Source organism: Photorhabdus thracensis (assembly GCF_001010285.1).
In the GTDB taxonomy this organism is placed as follows: Bacteria; Pseudomonadota; Gammaproteobacteria; order Enterobacterales; family Enterobacteriaceae; genus Photorhabdus; species Photorhabdus temperata.
On sequence record NZ_CP011104.1, the window covers coordinates 633,078 to 649,679 of the forward strand.

Consider the following 16,602-nt stretch of genomic DNA (forward strand, 5'->3'; position numbering starts at 1 on the left):
AAAAGGCGAGTTAATCGCATTTAATCGAAAACCATTAATCGCGAGTTAAAAAGAAATCCACACATAAAATAATATTATCCGAACAGATAAGTATTAAAGTGTTTTCTCGCCGGTTATTTTACGAGAAAAACCCTAAAAATAACGCAATTAAAAAAAGGATAAAACGGCTAATTTGGCAGGATTTAAGCCCTGAAAAAAGGAGTGATTACCCGAAAAAAACCAAGGCGTATTTTTCAGGGCAGGATGCCACTTTGTTTACTCTGCCATGTTTAATCCATTTATCAGCGATTCTATATTTCACTTATTTTACATTTACCTAATTTTCCATAATTACTTAAAAAGCGCGAATAAAGAGGCATTAGAGGGCGAGATTCCGGTATATGAGTATATTCAAGCCATTGAAAAACGGCGAAGAAAAGCTGGCAGGCCTGTATACTTCCGGCTAGAAGTTTTTTAAGGGAAACCCAGATATGCGGAAAGGCTTTAGCGAACCTATACAAGCTATTGATGAATTTATTAAAACTAAAACAGAATATTAAAATATTATTTTGCATAATTTAAAAAACATTTATTCCAATCATTATTTTATTCTATTTAGGATATTTTCAGATTTTAACCTTATTGTCATATGAATTTATTTTCCAGTGAGTTACTGTAACATCATGAAATATAAAAAATCCCAGAGGAAATAGGTGGATAATAGTTCACAGCCATTAATATTTCCTTTCCCTTATACAAAAATAATTAACCCTGTAAGTTATAAAAACACTCCACTATTATTTTTCTGAACTAAACTATAATTTGCGCCAATTGAGACAAATCACCTGCACGATAATTTAATATGTTAATTACAAAGAAATATTATTTAATTTAAGAGGAGTATATGAGCCAGAAAAATGATTTCAAAGCTTTTTCCATTAGTGATAATGCTAATGTAGCGAGTCAAGAAAAATATGAAGATAGCCAAAATTTGCAGATGGGATTTCCATTAGAGAATATCACCACTCATGTATTAAATAAGGCATTACGTCAATCGTCAACAATAGCCTCTGTTGTAGCTAATTTTATTGCAACACAATCTGTCGATGATGTTTTGGATGATGGTGATATAGCTAAACTCATTGCCCAATTAAATCGAGCGTTAGAGCAAAAAATCACAGCAGAAATTCCCAGTGCCTCATTATCACAAAAAGGTACTGTTCAGCTTACCGATATTTTTGGTGATAGTGACACACTGGCAGTGACACAAAAGCTTGCTCAGGAAATCATAAATTCATTGCGTGAAAATATTGATGATAAAGTACCCAACAGCCGGAAAATAAATGGTAAGGCGTTGACTGAGGATATTAATCTGAATGCGAGTGATGTGGGAGCATATACACGAGCAGAGGTAGATAAGCTAATTAAAACAACCAGTGAAACTCCCGTTGGGGCCCCTATTCCTTGGCCGTTGCCCCATCCACCCATCGGTTATTTCACTTGTAATGGTTCAGCTTTTAATAAATTACAGTACCCAAAATTAGCGGAAGCTTATCCTAATGGTAGGTTGCCCGATTTAAGAGGTGAGTTTATTCGTGGCTGGGATGATAGTAGAGGAGTAGATCCATCTCGTTCATTATTGTCATGGCAAGAAGGAGCTTATTTGTTACAGGAAGTTGGTTATGGTGATAATATTGTTACCTTCTCACTAAATGAGCGTGAAAAATTGAAGTGGGATGTTCCTGGAAATAGCGATATTTCGGCAAGAGTTAAATATACTGGAGGTAAGCATACCGCAATTGGAATAGCGACTAAGGACTATATAGGAGTATCAAGACCTCGCAATATCGCATTTAACTACATCGTAAAGGCAGAATAATAATGACACAAAATTATATTTCAGATTCAGAAACCGCCATATTAGGTGAAGATGGTTTAGCGACTCAAGCCGGCTGGATAAAGGTTTATCATGCTAATACTTATTCGAAGGAATTCACTGGGACTGATTTCGAATATGTTGCAGAAGGTGTAGGTTTGTCGGCACATTCTTACCTTGATGCACCAGATCTTCCCAATGGGGATAATATGGCTGTACGCCGCAGTGAGGACGAAAGTCATTGGGAAATCGTACCTGACCACCGGGGGAAAATAGCTTACGACACGCAGACAGGCGCACAACAAGAAGTAATTGAATTGGATGAATTACCAGAAACATTGACATTCAAGCAACCAGCTACCGAGTTTGACAAGTGGGATGGTGAAAAATGGGTAACAGACGTTGAAGCACAAAAGGCCAGTCAAATTAACCAAGCAGAACAACAACGTGCCGCTCTTCGCCGACAAGCCGATGAAGTTATGACTGTGCTACAGTATGCCGTTGAAACTGAAATGGCATCGGAAGCTGAAAAAGCGTTATTGTTGGGTTGGAAAAAGTATCTGGTATTATTAAGTCGGGTTGATATTTCATCAGCGCCCAATATTAACTGGCCTGAAAAGCCGCAAGAATAATAGCGTTAAAATTTTACCCTCTTTAGATATTGATAAAGAGCTGTTTTTTAATCCTCTCTTTGACTTAATAAAAGCTCGTATAAAAGCGAGCTCATCGATATTTTATGAGTAATTGGTGTGAATTATAGGGAGTCGTTTCTAATAATTGAATCTACCAATTAAAAATTACTTTTTATGATGAAAATCTCCATAAAAAGTAAGATCCGGTCCTGATGAGCTGCTCCCGAAAAATTAAGTCTGTATTGAAGATTTCAACTGCTGGAAATGAAAAAGGTATTTTCATTTCCAACAATCTCTAATACAGCGCTTTATTCATCATAACAGGCGATTAAGCGCCAAGCGTTGCACCACCATCAATGACAATATCTTGTAAAGTAATATGGCTGGCGAGATTAGAAGCCATAAACAAGACCGCATCAGCAATTTCTGTTGGCGTCGCTATCTTCCCAAGTGGGATGCCAAGTTTAAACAATTCAGAAGATCCCTGAATGACTTGCTGTTTAAACGCTTCTGTTTGCCACATACCACGCTGCATTGGTGTATCTGTCGATCCTGGTGAAATAAGATTACAACGAACGCCATAAGGTGCTAATTCCAGCCCAACACTCAGGCAGAGACTACGCAGTGCAGCCTTAGAAGCACAATAGGCCGACATGCCAACACGAGGAACATGAGCCGCATTTGATGCAATAGTGACAATTGCCCCCGCCTTCTGGCGTTGGAACTGGGGAATAGTCGCCTGAAATAGATTGAATGCCCCTCCCGCATTGACAGACAAGCACTGTTGCCAATCTTCAAATGTTATCTCTTCAGCCGCACCAAGGCGTAAGATTCCAGCACCATTGACCAGTACATCAAGTTGTGGCTGTTGTGCAAGGAGCTGTTCACAACAGCGCGAAACAGCAATAGGATCACTGATATCAAGCAAATACGGTATAAAAGGCAAATCCCCCTCAGGGAACGTGATGTCAAACCCAATCACCTTCGCGCCGGCTTGCTGAAAACGATAAGCCGTCTGGTAACCAATACCACTACCGGCACCAGTTACCCAGACAATTTTATCGCTAAAATCAAGCGCAATACTCATTTCAGGCTCCCTGACGCTCAGTGAATAATGCCATCCAACCATTTATTGTTGGATTTTTCATTAACGAAATAAAATCCATTTCATATCCTTGCTGCCGCCAATGGGAAATGAGAGACATAATGCGTACAGAATCCAGCCCATAATCAAGCAAGTTCTCATCATCACCAATATCGTCGCTATCCTCATCTAATAAAGGCAGTAATAACGCTTTGAGGCGGGTTTTATTCCATTGCTCTTGTTTTACATCTAAGGCAACAAGAAGCTGTTCGGTAGTCTCTACACGCCCACAGCGCCCAGCGGTATATTTAAGCGCCATCATATGTTCTTCATAACTGAAATCGGCTAAAGCATCCGCAACCATAAAGGGCTGTATATCACGCATAAACGCATCAGTCGCTGTCATTAGACAGCCAATATGTGCGTAAACACCGCAGATAATAAGTTGATCACGCCCAGCTATTTTGAGCTGTTGCTCAAAATCAGTGCGCTGAAATGCGCTATATCGCCATTTATCCATGACAATATCACCAGCCTGCGGTGCAAGTGCATCTGTAATTTTTTGCAGTTCAGGGTGGCAGTTCAGCCCTGGTCCCCACATATCATTTAACAGCGCCCTCTCCTCATCACTCTGCTGGTTAGGTTGAGCGGAATAAAATACCGGTATTCCATTTTCCCGGCAGATTTCTATCAGCCTGGCAATATTAGTCACGACTTGATTAATTAATGGACTATTTTCTTCCCAGAAGTTAAGAAAATAATTTTGCATATCATGAATTAATAACGCAGCCCGATTTTTATCCAATGACCAATTGACCTTGTTTGTCGGAAGTCCTTCTGCCACAGGTAAGTCATAACTATTAAGTTTAGGAATACTCATTTCTTTCTCCAACGAGTGGTGGCTGAACAAATTGTTTAGCAAGTTGACGTAATTGTTGCTTGTCTATTTTTCCGACAGATGTTATCGGCAGTGAGGGAACAGGTTCAAACCGGTCAGGTAATTTATAATCTGCTATTCCCTGCTCACGCAGATAACGCCGTAAGACTACGGCTTTTATCGGTTTTCGTAATACGACAAAAGCACAGCTTTTTTCACCCATTAGCGAATCAGGAATAGCGACAAGCGCGGCATAAATGACATCAGGGTGCCGAAGCAGCAGGTTCTCAATTTCCTCAGCCGCAATTTTTTCCCCACCGCGATTGATTTGATCTTTTTCACGCCCCACGACTTGTAAATAACCATCAGGCGCCATGATGACGAGATCACCAGAACAGTAGAATCCATTGCTATCAAAACATTGCTGATTATGCTGTGGACTGCGGTAATATCCGCGGAAAGTATAAGGCCCCTGAGTCATCAATCGGCCAGCGACACCGGGAGGAACAGGATTGCCATCGTTATCAGCAACCCAAACTTCATCATCCTGACTGGTCGGACGGCCTTGCGTTGTAAAAATATGCTGTTCGTCATCATCTAGCCGGGTATAGTTCACTAATCCTTCAGCCATACCGAAAACTTGTTGTAACTGGCATCCCATCTCTTTTGGAATACGTCTTGCCAGGCTCTCGCTTAACCTTGCCCCACCGACCTGTAGCAGTCGCAAGCTTTTTAGTGCGTCACGGCTACCACTAAGTGCTATCGCTTCAAGCCATACACTGACTGCTGGCGGTATCAATGCAGTAACATTCACCTGATGTTGTTGGATAAGCGGAAAACAGCAATCAGCACTGGGGTTATTCGCTAAAATGACCAGCCCTCCGCTGTAAAACGCTCCTAATGCCCCCGGTGAGCTCATAGGAAAGTTATGCGCAGCAGGAAGTGCACATAAATAGCGAGTTTCAGCATCAAACTGGCAAATTTCCACACTGGCGCGAATACTGTAGTAATAATCATTATGCGTTCGGGGAATAAGTTTAGGTGTCCCTGTACTCCCCCCCGACAATTGGAAAAATGCTACTTCATCAACCGGTGTTGGATTAGCGATAAAATCACCCGCGCCTTCTGCCAATAGCGTCTCAAAATCCAGAATACTGCCATTATCACCACGTAAGACAACGTGACACAAAGACGGCGTACAGGCTCTGAGCTCATCAATAAAATTGTCGTCGCTAAACAAGGAATGGTTGCGATCGGCAATCAACAATGCGGGGTTAATCTGATCAGCATAAGCACAAAGTTCACTGCGCTGATGGCTAAATATAGCGTTAACCGGAACTACCCCAAGCCGTAATAAGGCAAAGAAAACAATATAAAACTCGGCCTCATTCCCCAATTGAACTAAGGCAGTTTGTCCTCGTTTAACGCCTTGTCGTTGTAATGCTGCGGCCAAACTATCCACCAGCAGGTTAAGTTCAGCATAGCTGAACTGGCGATCTCCACAGATAAGCGCAATTTGCCCGTTGTTTGACTGACGGGTCAAAATGTCACTAAGCGGGAGATCTATCCAATAACCACACTGACGATAGCGCTGTTCCAGCGCTTTCGGCCAACGATTAAATTCAACTATCATGCTGGGCATGCCTCCTGTGAAAACTCGAATGCACGCATCATCGTTGAAAACTTAACCTCTGTTTCCTGCCACTCTGACTCTGGTTTCGAATCAGGCACAATGCCAGCTCCCGCAAACAGTCTTACCCGTGAACCATTCACTTCACCACAGCGGATAGTCACCACCCACTCACCATTCCCTTTCTCGTCACACCACCCCACAATGCCGCCAAAGAGGTTTCGTTTAAACGGCTCTAATTCCTCAATTAAGTTCTTCGCGGCCTGATACGGTGTGCCACAGAGGGCCGGAGTCGGATGAAGCAGGCAAGCAACAGAAAGTGCATTTTCCTGTGGTGCCTTTAACTCTCCCTCAATATCGGTGGCAAGGTGCCAAAGTACTGGCGTGCTGATAGTGGAAGGCATTTCAGAGATATGTAGTTTTTCACAACGGCTTTCGAGTACGTTTCTCATCATGTCGGTTACCAACCGATGCTCATAATTATCTTTGACGGACTGAATAAGCGCCTGGCGTAATTTATAATCATCTTGCTGGTTTTCACTGCGCTTTGCAGAGCCTGCCAGTGGCTGAGAAAAGATAGTATTGCCCTGTTTACGCACTAATAATTCTGGGCTCGCACCAATCAATGCCCCATTTTCCAACGGAACATGGAAGTTATAACACCAACTATTTTGCTGATTAAGATGCCGTAATAGTTGAATTGAATCTAATGGCTGATGGGTTTCGATATCGAGTAACCGCGAAAGAACAACTTTGTCTAATGTATGATTGCGCATTGCATCAATCGCAGTGTTCACCATCTGGCTAAAGTGTGCTTTATCGGGCCACTGGCTGCGTCTTTTTTCTGTATAGATTGAATTGGAAATAAGCGAGGGAAACTGCTTTCTTTGGAACCAATTGCATTGTTCAGGGACAAAAAGTGCCGTATTTTGCTGTTTATCGAATGGAATTGCACCCACCAGAACAGGATTTTCAATCCCATCGCTCTTCGCTTGCTGGAATAATTGACGTATTTCTTGCTGAATCAGGCTATCAGGGTTTGCTGCATCATCAAGTGGCTTTGACACAATCGCATATTGCCCCTGCGCCAACAGACTTTTACTGGATGAAAGAAACAGAAAATCCTTATTATTAAGATCATTAAAACCAGTCAGCAAAGTATCTCTATATAGATCTGGCACAAGTTTTACCTCTATCTGTTAATCGTGTGATCACGAAAATGGAATTCTTGCCTCGACATAACTTTGCATCAATTGCTATAAATAAAATGATGACTAAAATTGCCAATAATAGAATTTCGATATGATTCAATTTTATAAAAATGTATATGTTTAAAACATTTCTCTCTTATTCCATTTGGAGATCTCATTTCGCACCATCCTGTTATTCTGCCTGATATTAAAAGTTATTGATTGAATCGATCAGGCATAGCTCAACGATATTAATATTATTATTAAAAAATACATTTAAAAATCATATCTATCCCTTCGTAAAACGCCGTCCCTGTGGAATAATTAAGGGAGTATGGCTGACAGGATCATCAATAATGACACAATCGAGTCCAAAAACCTCAGAGACTAATGTTGTCGTAATGATCTCACCAGGCGCCCCTTCCACCACAATCCGTCCCCCCGCCATCACAATCAAATGATCTGCATACCGGCAAGCCTGATTCAAATCATGAAGCACAGCGATCAGCGTATATCCGGATCCTTGATTAAGGTGACAAAACAACTCAAGCAACTCAATTTGATGAGCAATATCAAGATAAGTTGTCGGTTCATCAAGCAGTAACAATGGCGTTTGTTGAGCCAGCACCATAGCAACCCAAACCCGTTGACGCTGCCCACCTGAAAGTTCATCAACAACGCATTCAGCAAGCTGGGTCACACCGGTCGCATCCATTGCCTGGCGCACAGCTTCATAATCCTCATGACTCCATTGACGTAATAACCGCTGGTGGGGAAAACGCCCGCGCGCGACTAAATCAACCACTTTGATCCCCTGAGGAGCCTGCACACTTTGCGGTAATAATCCCAGCTGACGGGCCAAAGCGCGTGTTGGTATAGTGTGAATATCATGACCATCAAGGCAAACCCTGCCATATTCCGGGCGCAGCAGACGACATAAACTTCTCAACAGCGTGGATTTGCCACAGCCATTAGGACCGATAATCACGGTAAAACGACCATCAGGGATACGCAGATTCAGTTCATCACAGACGATATGTTCACCGTAACCCAAGCGCAATTCTTCTACACTCAAGCGACAAGGTGATAAAACACTTTGGTTATCATGTTCTAGCGTTAGCGTTGCCATCAATTCTCTCACAAAAACGTTAGCCATCAGTCTGCATCAATATTCATATCAATGCAGACTGCAAGAGATTATTCAGTGTTGAATAGAACCCCTGGGATTCAAAGGGTATCTATGCACTCGGATAATCTTGGCAAAATCGCCCCAAGCGGTATATTGCTATCCTGTGTTTTTGCAAACAGCGTCAAGATGCCATTGATAGTCTCTGATATTTGAGCGATTTGAGCCGCACTATAACGATCTGAACGATAATTAAACAAAACACGTACCGTTTCTTCACCTATCATCTCTTCCATAATTTCAAAGTGAAGCCCCAGTAGCGATTCCTGCTTTTCCAAAACGATCTGTTGAAATGCAATATGGCTTCCATCCAACATATGGAACTCACCGCTCAAACTATTTTTTGCATGTAACTGAATATATACCTCGAATAAATGATCTTTTCCTTGATCTGCACCTGATAAAGCTTCCTCAATCAGATCAATGGGGATATCGGTATAAGGCAACGAGTCGTTGATGTTGTTCTTAACCTGAGTGATCAGATCAGTAAATGTCATCTGTTCAGTAAAGCGAACCCTGTGTATCACAACCGTGGTAAAATAACCGACAGTGTCAAAGAAGCTCGCATCATCTCGTCCTGAAGCCGATGTTCCCACAATAAGATCATCGGTTGCCCCCAGTAAATTGAGCGATGCAACAATACTGGCGTAAAGAATATTAAAGAATGAAGCGCCATTTTTTCTGGCAAGTGACTGCAAGCCTTGAGCCACCACTTTTTCAATCTCAAACTCAATGCCTTCACAGGAATTCGCCTGCCCGGATAACTCGCTGGCCGGATTTTTAAAAATGGGCTCTCCGCTTGGCGCGCCCCGTAAATTATTAACCCAATAATCAAGATGAGACTGATTCATTCCCTCATTATTTTGCCTGATTGCATATTGAAGGAATGGTAAAGGTTGCTCTTGCCATGTTGGCATCTCATTTATCAACCTGTATTTATAGGCATGTTTCAGCTCTTCCATGAGCAAAGTAACAGACCACTCATCAAGTGCCACATGATGAAATAACATGGATAAAAACTGCTGCCCTGAGGCGTTATCGGTGACAAATTTAATGCGCAAAGGCAGTTCTTCAGATAGATCAAACTGATATTTCCCCTCTTTTTTTAATATTTCTTCTGAGGAAAGGAGACCATATTCATGAGAACCCCAAAACCACTGATAGCCCGATAAATCCTTCATTGGAACGACACGTTGATAGACTCCGCCCTCTTCCTCATAAAATAGGCTACGCAATACAGAATGTCTTTGCAGTACATCAAAAAAAGCTTGCTTAAATACCTGCTCATTAATAATTGCAGAAAATTTTAAAATAAAAGGTAAGTTGAAGATATCGTTGAAATCAAATGCCGCATACGCTTTCCATAGAGATTTTTGCGCAAGGGATAAAGGTGCGACAGCCGAAATATCTTCTTCAGATTGTTCTTCGCTCAATTCATCTTTGTTTTCATCAATAGGATCATGACATTGCGCATATTCAGCAAGTTTCAACGCGGTCGGATAACTAAAGAGATGGTTAATATGGATCTCTATATTATGTAAGCTCAGTAATCTGCCTATCACGCGGGTGGCAATGAGTGAATGCCCGCCAAGATCGAAAAAGTCATCACTGGCTGTCATTTCTGGTGAGGAGAGCGCTTGCCTAAATTCATTCAGGATAATATTGGCTATTTTACGATGGCTATCGCTTTTGTCAGTTGCCTCATGCTCTTTTTGCTGTTTGGCGATAATAAGTGCTGTATCACTAATATCCTCATGTTTTTTCTTCGCTGGAAGCGAAAAAACAGACGTAAGTTCTGGCGCAATAGTGACATCTTGTTCATGAATAAATGTACAAAAACCTTCTAACAAAAATGCGCCAATATGTGCGGATACTGACGGGCCCGTTATTAATTCAAGAAACCATTGCCCATCATTTACATTTCCAGCTGCCAGCGAGATATCAAAATGCGCGTTTAATGGTGGAATGGGTAATAACTCAACCATTGCATCATTCAACCTGAGTGATGGCTGGGATTGATTAAGCCAAGTCACAAGGATATGTGGGCTGTTATGTCCGAACTCCACCTCATTGCCAATTTGTAGATTGCCGCTTTCTATCTGCCTTTCAAGATCGGCAATTATTTTATCCAAGCTTTTGTCATCCCGGCACACACGCAACGACATTAATTCTGAGTAGAAAAATGGGCTGTTGAGTTCATCATGTGTATATTCCGGGCCGCACGACACACTGACATTCACGTCCAAATGAGAGCCTATCATAGCAATATAGTAACCAAATAATGCTGTTACTGTTGCCAATGATGAATATGCTGTGTTCTCCGCAGGCAACAATGGAGCAAGTGCATCAACATTAATTGTAGTACGATACCTGCCCACAAGACGATGATGAAGAGAATCATCAAGGTAACTGATTTTACCCGTTTCTTTAATTAACGCCCCCCTAGCGGTATCGGATTTATAGAGCCAGGGAATGCCAATCTTTCCAGACTCACATGATAACCATTTAGCCGGGATTGCCTTGCGAAATATATCTTCCTTGCCAAATCCGATAGTCTTCAGACCATTATTATAGACATCAGAAAGCATGGTAAGCATCTGCGGCCATGACATGCTATCTCTCAGAATATGATGCACAATCACACCTAAAATAACCCCATGCTTGCCATTCATAAACAACATGAATTTGACCGGTGGATGTTCATCAAGCCCGATAGGTTTGCACTGATCCTTAAGTAGCCTATTTATCGCTTCTTCATCAGACTGAATCTGATAAATTTCGATAGGAGAATCCGCTGTTGGATCGCAATATTTACGCAAATCGCCTTCATCATCAAAACGATACCTAACATTAATTCCAACTATCTCTTTAGTAAGAAGCTCTAATGCCCTGATGAGCCGGCCTATGTTGATATTTTCTGTCAATGACCAGGCGCAGGCAAACTGACCTGAAACATCAGGATCCTGTTGATGATGAAGCCACATCATCTCTTCAAATTCAGTTAAATCCTTTTCAGTTTCTTGGGCTTCCGAAGATGAATGACCATCAGCATGGGCATAGAATACTTCATCCAAAAGCAATGCTTCATCATCTGTCAGTATCCGCTTAAACTCTCTTGCCATATTCCCGCTTCTCCAGTCAACGCAGGGCTACTCTACATATTAATCTTTTGCTATTTTCCGGACAGAAGATGTGATCCCACTCATATAATCGCCCTTCATTTTTTGGCGGATAGAATAAGTTTCACGCCACTGTCCGGTTACTTATTGAATTAATGTCCTAACCAATTGACTAATCGCCTTAGAACTTCAGTTCAAACGTCGCACCAATCATTCTCGGACGCTGATAAATTATCGAATTAACGTTATTATCCGGAACTAATAAACGTCTATCAGAGTCAAACAGATTCTGAGCAAATAATGTGGCGCGTCCCCACTTGAAGTTATAACCAAGTTGAAGGTTAGCTATCCAATAGGCTGGGATTTTTCCACGGGCAGAATTGTCATACTGAGAGTAATAAGTATCTGAGAACATAACATTGCCGCTAACATCAATATCCTCTGTCAGTAAATACTTAGCCAAGAGGTTTGCGGTATATCCCGGTGCCCGAGGTAATTCATTACCCTGAACACCACTCTCCGCGAAACTTTTAATCTTCGTTTTCAGCAAGCCAACATTAGCGTTTAGCTCAAGTTTTTCGACCGGCAACCAACGGGCACCGACTTCTGCACCATACGTTTCAACCTTATTAGCATTACGGATCATGGTTGAATCGAGTGACAGATAGTAAGGTAACTGCATGTCCTTATAATCGTTATAGAAAAGATTAGAGGTGAGTTCCAATTTACCATCCAGCAGGCTGTTACGTGTATAAAGGCTGTAGTTCCAGACATATTCAGGGTCATAGGTATAACTAATGACAGGCTTGCCAAAGGTCACTCCCGCCCCCCCTGCGTTATAACCTCTACCAACAGCTACCCCGACGGTTTGATCTTTCTGCGGTTTCCAGGCTACATCAATTTTAGGCAGAAAAGCGTTATAGGTTTTATCAAAATCGATTGCTACACTTTCGCTTCCCCCTTTACGTGTTCTGTGTTCACGCTCAAAGCGGCTCGATAAAGTCACATCAATTTCAGGAACAACCGTGTAGGTCAAAACAGTATAGGCAGAGGCTGTTTCCGTTTTATCATCAAACTTGCTACCCCCGAAAAGATTGATAGATTCATCCTGTTTACCATGGAAATAACGCACACCCACCAAACCATTCAGCTTATTATCAAACCCTTGAAAACGGATAATAGGTTCAACTTCTAACTCTTTGCCATCAGTATCAGCTTTTGGAATTTTAGACGAGGTTAATCTGTGATAAGCCAGATCGGTATAAATTAATTTATTTTCCAGACTAATAGTATCTGACAAAGCCCATGAAATATCCCAGATCCCACTGGTCGTTTTTCGTTCTATGACTGGTCTGAACAGCTCATGCCTTAAATTAAGCGTATCCCTTGGATTGTACGCTTCGTTCTGAGGAGCACGACTATCAAGATGGTTAACCGTTAATTTCGTGGATAACTCAGGAATGGACAGTGGTTCAAACAGCAGCTTCGCACGAACTGTTGTTGATTCAATTTTGTGCGGATCGCCAACAGGATCATAAGAAACCAGGTTAGCAAAGCTATCACGATTTTGACGATCGACACTAAGACGGAAGGCCAATTGCTCGTCAATCAAAGGACCGGAAGCCATCGCAGCGACTTGCTGATAGCCCTGATTAGCGAACCCACTTTTGATTGCGCTCTCCCAATAAAAGGTAGGATCGAGTGATTTAATGATCACAGCGCCTGCAATTGCGTTCCTTCCCTGAATATAACTTTGTGGATCACGAAATACCTCGACACTCTCGATATCCCACAAAGATTGCGTGCCGAAAGCCAGCTCATTATAGGTAAACGAGCGCCCATCAATAGAGACGTTGATTCTGGGACGTGTCCCACTAATGAAAGCCATGCCCCCTTGTGAAGGGCCTGAACCATCAACACCGCGAACGGCGGGAAGTGCATTACTAATACCATTATCAACAACGTTCGGCGTCATTTGCAGCAGCGTGTTAACATCAGGATTAGGAATAGATTTCATTTTGCGAAGATTATAAACCTCGACGCTTGAACCACTATCATAAATAGAGCGATTGACTTTCTCTCCTGTCACCACTAATACATCTTCTTCTGATGATAATGCTTTAGTATTTCCTTTTTGGGCGTTTTGTGTGTTCTTTTCCTCTGCCGCAACAGCATCAGTTCCTGTGAGCACAATAGCACCAAAAAATAAAGCCCCAAAAATACCTACAAAATTCGATTTTTCAGTATGTTCTTTTTCTGATACATCATGTTGCAGAGTTGAGTGCAACCTATTCATTCATTTTTCTCCTTTAGCCAGCTTACACGAAATCGTTTTAATAAAATTAAATAAGTTAAATCGTGACATTGCTGACCGGTGGATCCCAGTCTGTAAAAACATGGTGCGATTCAACCCATGCTAATTTCATACAGAGTAATTTCGCAATGTTATTATTACTCTTCGGTGTTGCTTTGTTATAATATTTCTTAAATAGTAATAATTATCATAACAAGGTGTATTATTGTATGTAAATAAAAATCATTATCATTAACTGTGATCAATGCAACAGAAAAATAAATTTCCTATATAAAACAACTTTTTATTTTAAGGAAATAAAAAAAACAAAAGATAACTCGGTAAAATATGTGGTTTTAGGAAGGTATTTAGCCAGAAAGAAACTGACTAAGAATATATCCCTATATTTTATGGAATTAATTTTAGGCTTAAAAAACAAACCAGGAAAATAAAGAAATAATTCACAGTCTAAGTTAAGAATATAAATAACGAAAATATTCCATCAATTGAGACAGATAAAGACCCCACCAAATATATTATTATATTTGTTACTTGAATGACTTACCCCAGATATCTCCGACCACATTAGGAGAAGATTTACGACGATTCGTACTAAATTTGCCGGGAACGGGTCAACAACCAAATCAGATAAATTCCGCCAATGAGCCCCGTCATAAGCCCAATAGGGACTGCCGCTCGTAAAGGTAAAAGTTGCGTAAACAGATCAGCTGACAGCAAAAGGCAAGCACCCATTAGCGCGGCACTGATAACCGGCATATTTCTCGAACGGGTCAGGCGAACCACAAGCTGAGGGGCGGCCAAAGCAACAAAAGCAATCGGTCCTGCGGCACCAGTGGCAAGAGCCGCTAAAACCACAGCGCAAAAAATCATAATAAAACGAACACGTTCCACCCTGACACCAAGCTGACTGGCAATATCATCCCCCATCTCGATAATGCCCAGTTTCCTTGCCATAAAAAGAACCAAAGGCACCAGCAATACAACTCCCATTAAAACAGGGAAAACATGTATCCATGTTCGGGCATTAAGTGATCCAGCAAGCCACAAATTTGCCATCACGGCATTATCGAGATTTCCTTTTACCAGTAATAAGCCATTCAGGGCACTTAGCACTGAACCCACACCAATCCCCGTCAGGATGAGGCGATACCCACCTATTGCACCGGATTTTAAAGATAACAGATACACTACCACTGCGGTCAGCGTCCCTCCGGCAACAGCAGCAATCGCTACTTGCACTGCACTATTATCAAATAAAACTATCTGTAGAATCGCCCCCGTCGCCGCACCGGTTGTAAAACCAATCACATCTGGAGAACCTAACGCATTTCTGGAAATGGACTGAAAAACCGCACCAGATACCCCCAGCGCAGCACCAACAAAAATTGCGGTTAACACGCGAGGTAAACGAATATCCATGATAATCTTTTCGCTGATTGTACCGGAGCCCCGCCCCCAGAAAATAGTGATAATTTGTTCGATTGTGATATTGTATTTGCCGATAGTCATGGAAAAAAGCGCTAATACCATAATCAACAGCAATATGGCACAAATCACCATAAGATTTCTGGGAATAAAAACAAGAGACACTTTTCCTTGTCGCCAGACCTTACCAGAAATATTAACCTCAGTCTCACCATCATTCCGTCTGCTCATAATTGAACAATTTTCCATTTTCTGATAAGGAAAACAAAGAATGGTCCCCCAATTAGCGCCACCATAATGCCAACACTAATTTCCCCAGGATATCCTACGACTCGTCCCAAGCTATCAGCAGCTACCACCATAACGCCAGATATCAGCATAGAATAAGGAAGTACCCAACGATAATCAGGCCCTGCAATTAAACGGGCAAAATGAGGGGCGGTCAGGCCGATGAAACTAATGGGCCCCGCCGCCGCCGTGGCGCCGCCAGATAACATAATGATGACCAGTGCAGATAGAATCCAGACTTTGGTTTGGTTAACACCCAATGATTTTCCCAGATCATGACCAAGTGCTACCGTATCAAGAGACTTTGTCAGCATTAAAGCAATCATCACTCCTGAGGCCGCCAGTATGGAGATAGGGAAAAGCACCTCATAACCTCGCCCTTGAAGTGAACCCACCACCCAGTGCCGGAATTGATTAAATACCTCATCTTCACTGTTTATGGTGATAATCTGGGTAACAGCAAGTAATACAAAGGACAGTGCAGCACCCGCTAATACCATTCTTACCGGGTTCAACCCATGCCGGATCCCCCCGAGTAAATACACGCCACAACCTGCAATTGTCGCCCCTGCCAGACCAAACCACATATAGCCAATAACGTCGGAAATACCCCAAAAAGCAATTGCCGAGACAATGGAAACCGCAGCTCCGGCATTGATTCCCAGAATACCCGGATCAGCCAGTGGATTACGGGTAAGCGCCTGCATAATGGCACCCGCGACACCCAATGAGCAACCAACGATAATCGCCAGCAAAGTACGGGGCACTCTCAGATAACGAACCAATAAATGTTCACTATTGGCTGGATTAAAAGCGGTGAATGCCTCCCAGGTGACTTTAATCGTGACAGGGCGGGTCCCGACAAAAAGACTAAAAACTGAAAATGCCACAAGTAATAACCCGCAAATCAGCAACCCTTTTCGCTGAAATTTGAATTGCCGGTTATCAGATTGCGCAACAGAATTAGCAACTGAAAAAATCAATTTTTTCATATTCAACTCA

11 protein-coding genes are annotated in these 16,602 nt (G+C 42.0%); 2 read left to right on the forward strand and 9 right to left on the reverse strand.

Features of this window, described 5'->3' with window-relative positions; genetic code table 11:
• The first annotated feature begins 883 nt into the window (after positions 1 to 883).
• Together VY86_RS02545 and VY86_RS02550 are read left to right on the forward strand one after the other, a co-directional pair.
• Entirely contained in the window at positions 884 to 1,858 is a 975-nt protein-coding gene (locus VY86_RS02545) for a phage tail protein (RefSeq protein WP_046973808.1), read from the forward strand.
• A 2-nt stretch (positions 1,859 to 1,860) separates the two neighbouring features.
• Complete coding sequence (locus VY86_RS02550) at positions 1,861 to 2,487, forward strand: tail fiber assembly protein (protein ID WP_046973809.1); 627 nt, start codon at positions 1,861 to 1,863, stop codon at positions 2,485 to 2,487.
• 328 nt (positions 2,488 to 2,815) lie between these two features.
• On the opposite strand, the gene dhbA is transcribed toward VY86_RS02550, so the two are convergent.
• The 9 genes from dhbA to VY86_RS02595 all read right to left on the reverse strand — a co-directional run bounded on the left by dhbA (position 2,816) and on the right by VY86_RS02595 (position 16,592).
• The gene (gene dhbA / locus VY86_RS02555) at positions 2,816 to 3,574 is read right to left on the reverse strand and encodes a 2,3-dihydro-2,3-dihydroxybenzoate dehydrogenase (RefSeq protein ID WP_046973810.1); all 759 of its coding nucleotides are present in this window, start codon (positions 3,572 to 3,574) and stop codon (positions 2,816 to 2,818) included.
• A 1-nt stretch (position 3,575) separates the two neighbouring features.
• Positions 3,576 to 4,451 (reverse strand): isochorismatase, encoded by an 876-nt coding sequence (locus VY86_RS02560; protein WP_021323613.1) that lies wholly within the window; start codon positions 4,449 to 4,451, stop codon positions 3,576 to 3,578.
• Positions 4,438 to 6,081, reverse strand: a complete 1,644-nt coding sequence (locus tag VY86_RS02565; protein WP_046973811.1) for a (2,3-dihydroxybenzoyl)adenylate synthase — start codon at positions 6,079 to 6,081, stop codon at positions 4,438 to 4,440. Before VY86_RS02565 ends, VY86_RS02560 begins: the two co-directional genes overlap by 14 nt.
• Complete coding sequence (locus VY86_RS02570; protein ID WP_046973812.1) at positions 6,078 to 7,259, reverse strand: isochorismate synthase; 1,182 nt, start codon at positions 7,257 to 7,259, stop codon at positions 6,078 to 6,080. The genes VY86_RS02565 and VY86_RS02570 overlap by 4 nt, the downstream gene beginning before the upstream one ends.
• A 298-nt stretch (positions 7,260 to 7,557) precedes the next feature.
• Positions 7,558 to 8,397, reverse strand: a complete 840-nt coding sequence (locus VY86_RS02575; RefSeq protein ID WP_046976679.1) for an ABC transporter ATP-binding protein — start codon at positions 8,395 to 8,397, stop codon at positions 7,558 to 7,560.
• A 98-nt stretch (positions 8,398 to 8,495) separates the two neighbouring features.
• The gene (locus VY86_RS02580) at positions 8,496 to 11,576 is read right to left on the reverse strand and encodes a condensation domain-containing protein (protein ID WP_046973813.1); all 3,081 of its coding nucleotides are present in this window, start codon (positions 11,574 to 11,576) and stop codon (positions 8,496 to 8,498) included.
• A 178-nt stretch (positions 11,577 to 11,754) separates the two neighbouring features.
• Positions 11,755 to 13,869, reverse strand: coding sequence for a TonB-dependent receptor (locus tag VY86_RS02585; protein WP_046973814.1), 2,115 nt, complete (start codon positions 13,867 to 13,869; stop codon positions 11,755 to 11,757).
• Between the two features lie 609 nt (positions 13,870 to 14,478).
• Complete coding sequence (locus VY86_RS02590) at positions 14,479 to 15,543, reverse strand: FecCD family ABC transporter permease (RefSeq protein ID WP_046973815.1); 1,065 nt, start codon at positions 15,541 to 15,543, stop codon at positions 14,479 to 14,481.
• Positions 15,540 to 16,592 (reverse strand): FecCD family ABC transporter permease, encoded by a 1,053-nt coding sequence (locus VY86_RS02595; RefSeq protein ID WP_082111163.1) that lies wholly within the window; start codon positions 16,590 to 16,592, stop codon positions 15,540 to 15,542. Before VY86_RS02595 ends, VY86_RS02590 begins: the two co-directional genes overlap by 4 nt.
• Positions 16,593 to 16,602: the final 10 nt, after the last annotated feature.

What these genes read in the sequence shown, in the direction of transcription:
- VY86_RS02545 (WP_046973808.1), top strand. Translation starts at nt 884, where the DNA reads ATGAGCCAGAAAAATGATTTCAAAGCTTTTTCCATTAGTGATAATGCT.
- VY86_RS02550 (WP_046973809.1), top strand. Translation starts at nt 1,861, where the DNA reads ATGACACAAAATTATATTTCAGATTCAGAAACCGCCATATTAGGTGAA.
- dhbA (WP_046973810.1), bottom strand. Translation starts at nt 3,574, where the DNA reads ATGAGTATTGCGCTTGATTTTAGCGATAAAATTGTCTGGGTAACTGGT.
- VY86_RS02560 (WP_021323613.1), bottom strand. Translation starts at nt 4,451, where the DNA reads ATGAGTATTCCTAAACTTAATAGTTATGACTTACCTGTGGCAGAAGGA.
- VY86_RS02565 (WP_046973811.1), bottom strand. Translation starts at nt 6,081, where the DNA reads ATGATAGTTGAATTTAATCGTTGGCCGAAAGCGCTGGAACAGCGCTAT.
- VY86_RS02575 (WP_046976679.1), bottom strand. Translation starts at nt 8,397, where the DNA reads ATGGCAACGCTAACGCTAGAACATGATAACCAAAGTGTTTTATCACCT.
- VY86_RS02580 (WP_046973813.1), bottom strand. Translation starts at nt 11,576, where the DNA reads ATGGCAAGAGAGTTTAAGCGGATACTGACAGATGATGAAGCATTGCTT.
- VY86_RS02585 (WP_046973814.1), bottom strand. Translation starts at nt 13,869, where the DNA reads ATGAATAGGTTGCACTCAACTCTGCAACATGATGTATCAGAAAAAGAA.
- VY86_RS02590 (WP_046973815.1), bottom strand. Translation starts at nt 15,543, where the DNA reads ATGAGCAGACGGAATGATGGTGAGACTGAGGTTAATATTTCTGGTAAG.
- VY86_RS02595 (WP_082111163.1), bottom strand. Translation starts at nt 16,592, where the DNA reads ATGAAAAAATTGATTTTTTCAGTTGCTAATTCTGTTGCGCAATCTGAT.